General features: G+C 51.7%; 6 protein-coding genes and 1 pseudogene. 2 read left to right on the plus strand and 5 right to left on the minus strand.

Annotated features, from left to right (window positions below; all coding sequences use genetic code 11):
* The 5 genes from AC2VLY_RS17010 to AC2VLY_RS17030 all read right to left on the minus strand — a co-directional run.
* The coding region (locus tag AC2VLY_RS17010) for a hypothetical protein (protein ID WP_486893265.1) at positions 1–182 on the minus strand (182 nt) is incomplete at its 3' end.
* A 4-nt stretch (positions 183–186) separates the two neighbouring features.
* Positions 187–1893 carry an ArnT family glycosyltransferase gene (locus AC2VLY_RS17015; protein ID WP_486893264.1) on the minus strand — a complete coding sequence of 569 codons (1707 nt, stop codon included), beginning with the start codon at positions 1891–1893 and terminating at the stop codon, positions 187–189.
* A gap of 125 nt (positions 1894–2018) precedes the next feature.
* On the minus strand, positions 2019–2333 hold the full coding sequence (locus AC2VLY_RS17020) for a hypothetical protein (RefSeq protein ID WP_193649417.1): 315 nt from the start codon (positions 2331–2333) through the stop codon (positions 2019–2021).
* Between the two features lie 136 nt (positions 2334–2469).
* The gene (gene cydB / locus AC2VLY_RS17025; protein ID WP_486893263.1) at positions 2470–3558 is read right to left on the minus strand and encodes a cytochrome d ubiquinol oxidase subunit II; all 1089 of its coding nucleotides are present in this window, start codon (positions 3556–3558) and stop codon (positions 2470–2472) included.
* A gap of 67 nt (positions 3559–3625) precedes the next feature.
* Complete coding sequence (locus tag AC2VLY_RS17030; protein ID WP_486893262.1) at positions 3626–5092, minus strand: cytochrome ubiquinol oxidase subunit I; 1467 nt, start codon at positions 5090–5092, stop codon at positions 3626–3628.
* Between the two features lie 452 nt (positions 5093–5544).
* Between AC2VLY_RS17030 and AC2VLY_RS17035 the strand changes: the two genes are divergently transcribed.
* Together AC2VLY_RS17035 and pgi are read left to right on the plus strand one after the other, a co-directional pair.
* Complete coding sequence (locus tag AC2VLY_RS17035; RefSeq protein ID WP_486893261.1) at positions 5545–9159, plus strand: bifunctional diguanylate cyclase/phosphodiesterase; 3615 nt, start codon at positions 5545–5547, stop codon at positions 9157–9159.
* A 72-nt stretch (positions 9160–9231) separates the two neighbouring features.
* Positions 9232–9722: pseudogene (pgi, locus tag AC2VLY_RS17040) on the plus strand (glucose-6-phosphate isomerase); the annotation flags it as partial.

A 9722-nucleotide genomic window follows, 5' to 3' on the forward strand; every position in this document is an offset into this window, starting at 1 on the left:
TTGGCATCCCAATTGATCAAAGCCTCGGCAATGGACCCGGAAACGGGATCCAGACCACGGCTGAACAAATAATAACCCAACCAGGTTCCGCCATAGATGGCCAGGGCACTGAGAAAAATGCTGCGGAGCAGCCAGAGCCTGTGCTTATCGGTCCTGTGTGCAGATGAGGATGATTCCGACACAGGCTTATTCTATTTTTACAGGATCAGGCACCAGAGGATCAGGCTGGGTGCCCTTGGCGTGCGGGAGGTTTTTGATTTGCAGCAGGCTGATGTTTTCATGACCATATATTTCATAAGCGGTTGTGAGATTCTGCACCTGATAATCTTGGGGAATGGCTGCCTTTACGGCAGAAACATCGCGAGAGGGACAAACCAGATAAAGCGGGTTTTCACCCAGAACGGTCCGTAATTCTGCTAATGACGACAGGTGACGAATGGGCATGTCTCCGCGCCCGGCATAAAACAGGAAGCTCGGCTGAAACCAGTCCCAGGAGGCCAGATGATAAGGATGCTTGCCCTGAATGGCAGCAATTTCCTGTCCCATGGCTCTGGAGGGTTTGAGCGCATTGATCGGTGGAAGAATGACAAACACCAGAAGACCACTGAGGACAATACTGCCCACTCCCAGACTAGCCCATGCCGCTGACCAATGTTTTTTCCAAATCAGGAGCATGGCGAAGACTGCTGCAAGCATGTAGGGAAACCCGACTTCAACCATTCCAGGAAGATGCGGTTCGCGCAGGGGTAAAATCCAGGCAGCAAAAATGCTCAGCGCGAGTCCTACCAGAAACAATGTGCTGAAGGATAGAGCCAGTCCCCATGTTTGCGGTAACCTGGATTGGGCGCGGATTTTTTCAAACCAGAAGGCAAGAAGAATAAATAAAGGTGGATAGGCCTCCCAGACATAATTGGGAAGTTTGGTCGCGGAGAGGGTAAAAAAGGCGATCCAGGTGCCTGCCCATATCAGCAGAAACAGTGGTACGGCCTGATGTTGCAAAAAGTGGCGTCGCTTCAGCCAAAGATCATGCAGCACTTGCGGTAAAAATATGGACCAGGGCAGCATGCCCAGAAAAGTACTGATGAGATAATAAAACCAGGGACCCCGGTGGCCTTGCATGCTGTCATCAAAGCGTCCGATATTCTGCTCAAAAATAAAAAGGCGATCCCAATTCCAGTGGGTTTCAATACCTACTGCCAGATACCAGGGCAGCATGATCATCAAAAAAAGTGGAATGCCGGTTGTCAGTCGCCCCTCTTTCCATAACAGGGGTAACTGCTGACGCAATAACAGAAACAAGACAATGATGAGTCCCGGCAATAGAAATCCGATGGGGCCTTTATCCAGGGTAGCCAGGGCCATGGCGGCATAGGCCCAATGGAATTCGCGGGTACGAATTTCTGGATAAATATATCCACGCAGATAACTCAATAACGCAATGGTGACCAATAATATCAGCAGTGGATCGGGGGTGGCGCTGCGAAAAATGACGGTACTGTGCAGTGCGGTGGCTGTCAGTAACCCACTGAGCAGGGCGATGGACTCCCCGTAGAGGCGGCGCAGGGCGATGATCAGATACAGAACCAATAACGCCCCGACAAGGGCTGAGCCAATGCGTAATCCCCAGGAATTCATACCCAGTAAACGGACTCCCGACCACATCAACCAGTAATTCAGGGCAGGCTTATCCGGCATCAAGCGGTCGTTATAAGTCGGGACGACGAGGTTGTCGGCGGCAATCTGATCTTTCAGGCTTTGCGCGTAAATGGGTTCATCAATATCCCAGAGGCTGGTGTTGCCGGTGCCCCAGGCAAAAAAGAGGAACGCCAGGAAGAAAAGGGCGAGGGCCTTGATCCTGAAGCCGCGCTGAAGATTCTGCATCGGTGCAGTCATCTCGATTTTCTGCCAGGACAGTGCCCGGTCAAAGCGTTTGCAATCAAGGAAAAAAGTTCCAGAAGGGACAATCCTTGATTATACCCTCAGCATCGGGGTAAACCAAAGTGAACAACCAATGATTTTCAGGAGGCGTCCAACAGATCGGGCGCGCAATGACGCAGGGTTTCCTTGAGCATGACAAAATAGCGTTGGTAGCGCGTGAGTTCATGATCCATCAGCAGCATCTGATCCATCATGGCATCAGGCCTTTCTTCAGGCAGACGTTGCATGATTTCCTGCCATTGGCTGTTGATGAATTGGTGACGTTCTTCCAGAGCATTCAGTAAATCATCCAGATCAGGATTTTTTACGGAATGCGTGGAGGGATGAAGTTCGGCGGCGAGTCCGAGTAATTGCGTTGATTTCGTGGGGGCTGTTTTCAAGGAGCTTGATTTCATGATGTTGGCCTTTTTGAATTGAAATTTTTTCGTTTAACTGCAGCTTTTATGACTGTTGTAGAGTGGGAAAAGTTGCGCTTGGCCATAAAAAAACCGGCCGCGCCGAAGCAGCGACCGGTGTTTCAGCAAGCCACTATCAGTGGGCGCCGTAGACGCTTTTTTTAGTGAAGCGACCCCGGAAGACCCAGATCTGATACCAGTTATACATGATCATGACTGGCACAAAACCGGTCATGAACAAGGTAAACACAGCCATGGAATTGGCTGGATTGGAGGCCGCATGGATAGTCCATGTACCCGGTACAATATAGGGAAACATGGTTGCCCACATGGCCGCCCAGAGTAGAACCACTACCCCTTCGCCCCAAAGCAGCGCAGTAAAATCATGTTGCATGGAGTGGTTGGTCATGGATTTGAAAGCGAAGAAAAGGACGATGACAAACCAGATGGCCCAGATCCACCAATTGGGACCTGTCCACTTGGCAGCGGCCCAAGGAAAAATGGCATAAGACCAAACCAGCGTGATGACAATCGCTATTAACGCCAGATAGGAGAACAGGTTGGTCCAGGACTTGGCGCGTTCATGAATCACATCGCCCGGTAAAAAGCGGGCACAGAGAAACAATCCTCCCGCCAGACCGGCGGCAATCACCGCACCAAAACCCGTCCAGATGGAGAATGGGGTCAGGAAGTCCATGGCCCCTCCCGCATAATGCATCACGGGGGTTGTGAAACCCCGATCAGCGATTCCACTCATGGCAATACCAGATTTCATGGGAAATCCCTGTAATACGGCCCCCAGGGAGACACCGGCGAAAAAGGGCGCGACCAGGCTGCCAATGGCGAAAGCCCAGCCCCACAGACGTTTACTGCTGCACGCATGAATATGAAATTCAAAAGCCACAGCCCGGGAGATGATACCCCACAGGGCGATCATCAGGGGGATCATCAAAAAGTTGAAGGCAGACCCATAAACCAGGGGGAAAGCACCAAACAATACACCGCCAGCGACTACCAGCCAGGTCTCGTTGCCATCCCAGAAACCCGCCATGGATGCCATGATGGCGCCACGCTCTTCTTCGTCCTTGGAGAACAAGGCAAAAATACCGGCGCCGAGATCAGCTCCGTCCAAAGCGATATATAACAAAAACATCAGCCCAAGTATCATCCACCACCAGGTGGAGAGGGCAGATACGATACGAACAATATCTGAACTAAGTTCCATGATAATTACTCCGGTGACTTATTAATTGATGAAGGAGGAACGGATTCCTCCTTCTGATCCGGGTCTGTTAACGATCCGGGTGCATCATGGGCTTGTGGGCGAAAGTCGGTGCAACATGCCCGCCCCCCGCTTGCGCAGCATCATGATCTTCACCGTGATCGTGAAACAACGTGTCGGAGTGTGGAATGTCATCGACACCCTTCTGGATGACGCGACTGAAGAAGTACCAGGCGCCGGACCAGACCACCAGCTCAAAAATGATATAACCGACAAACCAGACAATTTCCTGGGCCATGCTCATGTTGCTGACCCCTTCGTAGGTCCGCATCAGGCCGAATACCACCCAGGGCTGACGACCGATTTCACGAACCCACCAACCCGTCCAGATGGCCAGATAAGGGAGGAAGCCCGAGAACACCACCGCACGCAGAAACCAGGGATTTTTACGCAATTCCAGGGCGTTCATTTTGCCACGCACGCGCAACCAGTTGCCCCAAAGAGCGACAAAAAACAGGAAGAAACCGATGGCCACCATAGCCCGGAAGGCATAGAAAGGTACCCATACATCGGGACGTTCGTTCACCGGAAATTCATCCATACCCTGTACCGGGCTGCTCCAGGTATGGGTTTCCAGGAGACTCAGCACATGCGGAATTTGAATGGCGAACAGATTTTTCCCGGCCTGCACGTCTGGAATGGCAATGAGGTTCCAGTCGGTATTGGGTTTTCCATTCGGCAGGTAGGTGTGGAAGTGTCCTTCCATGGCCGCCAAAGAGGTGGGCTGAGTTTTTGCAACGTCTTGACCGACACTGTCACCGATAAAAATCTGCAGAGGAGTGACAATGAGCAGCGCCAGCAAAGTGGGCTTCAGTATTTTGATGAAAAGATCAGCATGACGGTTTTTGAGGATAAACCAGGCGCTGACCGAGGCGAATACAAACAATGCCAGTTCTACAGTGGCGACCCACATGTGTGGAAAGCCCCAGATAAAATTGTCATTGAGAATGGCATGCCACCAGTTGCTGACCTGAAATAATCCATCTTTCAGCATAACCCCGTTAGGCGTCTGCATCCAGGAGTTGGCCACCAGAATCCACATGGCGGACAAGCTGGAAGAAATGCCAACGTTTAAAGTGGCAAATAAATGCATGCCTTTGCTGATTTTGCCCCAACCAAACACCATCAGGCCGATGAAGCCGGCTTCATACATGAAGGCGGTGATCGTTTCGAAGCCAAGAATGTTGCCGAAGAAAGGGCCGACAGCCTGAGAGAAAGGACCATAAAGAATACCAAAGGCCATTTCCATGGTGACGCCAGTTGCGACACCTGCGCCAAAATTGATGATGAAGATTTTTTCAAAAAAACGATTGAGCTTGTACCAGCGCTCATCACCGCTTTTCAACCAGGCAAGCTCCATAAAAAAGAGCAGCCAGGACATGCCGATGGTCATTGGCGTCCAGAGAATGTGCATGGAGGTGATCCAGGCAAAATCCAGACGGCTCAAAAGCACCGGTAATGAATTTTCGATAACCATGGTGATACTCCCTTAGCTTATTATGCTGTTGCTGACTACTGGTTCACCGTCAGCAAATGCCGTGCCATGGTCTGGTCAGCGGTGAACGCCTGCTTTATCAGCGTCTTGTAATATAGACGGTGATCATTGTGTGCATAACAACCATAATTGGGTGGTTTAAATGAACCGAATGCCACAAAATAACCCAGTATAAAAATACCTGCTTAGATTGTTATTGTTCTTGTCAGTGCTGCAGCTCAACAAAAATAATGAGTTTTTTACTGCAAATTGTTACAGTCCCAAAGAAACAGAAATGAATGATTTCAATGTTGCCCATTACTCGAGGTTGGGGAGAACATCGTGCTGAAGCAGCGCCAAATATGCCTTTAGGTCATTGGATTTCAAGGAGCGCCAGGTCGCGTCTTAATCTGTATCTGCTGGATCAGATTACAGTCCTTGCAGGGTTGGTACTCTTGAATCAGTTTGCTGGCATATTGATCCCTGACCCTGCGCAACATTGGTATCTGTCGGTTTGGGTGACCTCAGGTCTGTATGTTTTTCTGGTGATGCGCAGAGGCATCGGCTTATGGCCAGGCTTATTGTTGGGTGGTTTTCTCGGTGACTGGTCTTTGGGTTACAGTCCATTCAACGCTTTTGGATTGGCAGCAGGAGAACTGCTTTCGGCATGGATCTCGGTGCGCCTGATGTATCGATGGACTGCTGACTGGAACTCGTTGACATATCGCAATGATTTGCTCTCATTTGTGATTTTCCCTGGAGTTTTAAATGGCGTAATGGCCGGACTGTGGGGGACAGTCTGGCAACAAACGTCCGTATCGTGGACATCCTCTGCTGTTCCTCTTGATATGCTCAGCAATGGTAGCGGCGTGAGTTTTGGTGTCTTGCTGGTGGCCAGTAATTTGTTATTTTGGCAGAAAGGCCAGCGCTGGCGTGAACTTGTTTTCGGGGGGGCATGGTTCTGGCTTTTTTCGGGCTTTGCTGTTGCTGCTACCACAATGCTTTTCTGGCATCGATATGCAGAATTTACAGACATTGTCGGATTGGTGTTTTTACTGCTTTTGCCCATACTTTGGGCGCTGACACAATTTCCAGTTGATGCGGTTTCTCGTTTGGTGCTGCTCTTGTTTGTGATTGCCATTGCCGGTACTGCCCGTGGCCTGGGGCCCTTAAGTGTGGCTGTGCCTCTGCGCCCCATGACGTTTTTACAAATTATGGGAGTGGGCATGATGAGCGTTGTGCTGTTTGCAGCTGCAATGATGGCTGAGTCTGCGCGCTACAGAGAGGCCCTGCGTCATGGTAATAGATGGTTAGAGCGGCGCGTCGAAGAACGCACCCTGGCTTTACTGCAGAGCCAGAAAGAACTGTTGGTGCGGGAACGCTTTATCAGTGCAGCAAGTGCCGTTAATCGATTATTTTCGGAGAACGTCGGCCAGGATGAAAATCTGATTTTTCAGAGCTTCTGTGAAATCCTGCAGAAACAGCTGGAGATGCCTCTGGTATGGATTGTCAAAGATGGCAACGCCTTGGATACGGCGGTGCTTTGTGCAGTAGCTGGCCCGCTTGCCAGCACCTTTCGGAATGAATTGGAACAGGCTCCAGATTTGGTCGATGAGGGGCGTGACAAGGTACAGCTATGGAGAACTTGGCGGGATTTCAGTAAAAGCCACCAATTAGGCAATAGGATAACCCAGGACTTTATCTGGCCCGATGGTCGGCGTGGCCATATAGCTTTGCAGCGTGCCCAGGGGGCCGGTTTTCCCGATCAGGTGACCGAGATACTGAGTCAGGTGAGTGCGGATCTGCAGGATTTTCTCCAGCGTCAGTATGATTATTTTTCACTGCAGCGAACGCGTGTTTTGCAGCAGGCGCTACTGCGGGCCGGTGAGGTGACTCTGGCAGCTGAAGATGTCCAGGAGCTCCTGCAAAAAAGCTGTCAGCAGCTGATTGACAGCGGCATCTTCATTGCCACCTGGATTGCACGACCTGCCGCAGATGGTTGTATGGACGCCTTGGCCTACGCGGGCTGGAGTGCTTCTAATGCCCTGAAAAGACGTTGGCCGGTGTCTGCAGACTTGCCTGAGGGGCAAACGGTCGGGGCCCGGGCGTGGCGAGCGGATGCCCTCGTGGTTCAGCAGGATTACCTGATGGATCCGCTCATTCAACCCTGGCGTGCTCAAGCTCTGGAATATGGTTGGCGTGCGGCTGCTGCCTTGCCTATTGAACATGGCGGAGAACGCTGGGCGATTCTTGCGGTTATTGGTGATCGGCCGCAAATGTTTTCGGATGACATTTGTGATGTCCTGAGCCAGGTAGCACGCCTTGTGGGACATGGGCTGGACGAGTTGGTTCTGAAGCAAAAGCTGGCCGAAGAAAAAATGCAAATTGAAGAAGCCCGGCAAAAGCTGGAAAAAGTGGCTTTTTACGATCCGCTGACGGGTCTTGCGAATCGGCGTTTGTTGGAAACCCAATTGGAACAGGCGATGGCTCGCCAGGAGCGTCAGGATCATGTGCTGGTCGTTTGTATGTTGGATCTTGACCGCTTCAAGCCGATCAATGATGCGTTTGGGCACGAAGCGGGTGATCAGGTTCTGGTGAGCTTGGGACATCGTTTGGCGGAAGTTTTGCGAAAAAATGACATGGTTGGTCGCTTTGGTGGTGACGAATTCGTGATTTTGCTGGAGTCCGTGCAAAATCAGGACGACCTTTATCAGATATTGCGTAAAATTGAGCATGTGATGACCTCGCCCATTCAACTGGAGAATGGTCAGAGTGTCCGCGTCGGATTGAGCATTGGTGTGAGTGTCTACGCGGGCGCAGAGAAAATGTTGAGCCCAGAAGAGTTGCTCCGCCAGGCGGACCGCGCCCTTTATGAAAGTAAAAACAGTAAAAAAGAACGAGATGCCTGCTGGATCCTGCATGAACCCAGTACCGCTCTGGAGCGTGCGCCACTCGCCCAGCGGCTCCTCGCCAGTGGGCAGCTTCTGGTGTTGTATCAGCCGGTTTGGGATACCCAGTCGAGCCGGGTTGCCGGTATGGAATCATTGGCCCGCTTGCAAGCGGAAGATGGTAGCATATTAACGCCCCGGGATTTTCTGCCCCAACTGCGGGGCAGCCATTTGTGTCATCTGACCCAACGTATGCTGGCCCAATCTCTGGAAGACCTGAACAGTCTTGGTGAGGCTGGGGATGGCTTATGGGTTTCTGTGAATATTGATCCGCAATCACTCACCAAGCCTTGTATTCGCCAAATCCGTCAGATTATTCTCGATAGTGGCCTCGATCCGTCTCGTATTATTCTCGAGATCCTTGAAGGGACAGATTTCCTTGAACGCAATTCCGCTCTGGAATTGTTGCGCCAGATTCGCGCATTAGGTGTCCGTCTGGCCCTGGATGATGTGGGCAGTGCCTATGCCTCCCTATTGCGTCTGAAAGAGTTGCCAGTAGACGAAATCAAGCTGGACCAAGGGTTCGTGCGCACTCTGGCGCAACGTCCGGATGATTTACATTTCGTGTTGGCAGTGCGCGATCTGGCTCAGGGATTAGAGGTGGATCTGGTAGTGGAAGGCGTCGAAAACGAAGCGATTCTCGATGCGATGATGACCCTCAATATTCCCCTGCTGCAAGGCAGGCAGATTGCTCGTCCCATGTCCATCAGCCGGCTGCGTACCTGGTTGCGACGCAAGCAGCCGGTGCGCACGCATCCTTCGACCCTTCTGGGAATTTATGCGGCCCAAATGGCCAATCACAACCTTTTGACTAAAATGGCCTGCCAAAACCCACATTTGCTGCACGCAGAAACCCTCAGCGATGACAAATCCTGCCCCATTCATGCTTATCTCCAAAGTCTGGAGCCAACAAATCAAGATTTGCTGATGCGCCATCATCAACTTTATCATCGCGAGCTGGGCAGCTTGCTCAGGCAATTGGCAGTGGATCGGGATCAGGCGGACTGGGTTGTCCTGAATCAGGCTGAGGAAAGCTTTTTGCGCTTGCTCCGCGAAGCCTGGCAGAAGCAAAGCCCCCCAGGCCCACTGCCGTTTTCAGGATTAATGCTTGCGGGAAATTGAGGGCATGGCCTACTCTTCAAGTAAATGAATTGTGCAAAATCATCCTGCTTGCTTTGACCAAGGAGTCGCCTCATGTCTGCAGCCCCTCTGACCGCTTCACCCTCATGGCAACATTTACAGGCGCATCGCAAGAGCTGGGAAGATGTCACCCTGCGTCAGCTTTTTCGGGAAGACCCTCAGCGGGCCGGACGTTTTTCGGCAGAAGCCTGCGGCATCTATCTGGATTACTCCAAGCATTTGCTGCGTCGGGAAACCCTGAATCTGCTTTTTGATCTTGCCCGCAGTCGTGATCTGGAAGCGCGCCGCGACGCCATGTTTGCCGGGGAAAAAATCAACCATACCGAGGGTAGGGCCGCATTTCATGCGGCTTTGCGGGCGCCCAGGGGTACCGTCATGCGCACCGGGGGGGTGGACGTTGTCCCTGAAGTGCATCAGGTGCTGGAACATATGGCCCGTTTTACCCAGTCCATTCATGAACAGTCCTGGCGGGGTGCCACCGGTCAGCCGATTCGGCAGATTGTGAATATTGGTATTGGCGGTTCTTACCTGGGTCCGGAAATGGC

Source organism: Acidithiobacillus sp. TH-A36 (assembly GCF_057473445.1).

Coding starts and splice junctions, on each gene's coding strand:
- AC2VLY_RS17020 (WP_193649417.1), bottom strand. CDS start 2,333: ATGAAATCAAGCTCCTTGAAAACAGCCCCCACGAAATCAACGCAATTA.
- AC2VLY_RS17015 (WP_486893264.1), bottom strand. CDS start 1,893: ATGACTGCACCGATGCAGAATCTTCAGCGCGGCTTCAGGATCAAGGCC.
- cydB (WP_486893263.1), bottom strand. CDS start 3,558: ATGGAACTTAGTTCAGATATTGTTCGTATCGTATCTGCCCTCTCCACC.
- AC2VLY_RS17030 (WP_486893262.1), bottom strand. CDS start 5,092: ATGGTTATCGAAAATTCATTACCGGTGCTTTTGAGCCGTCTGGATTTT.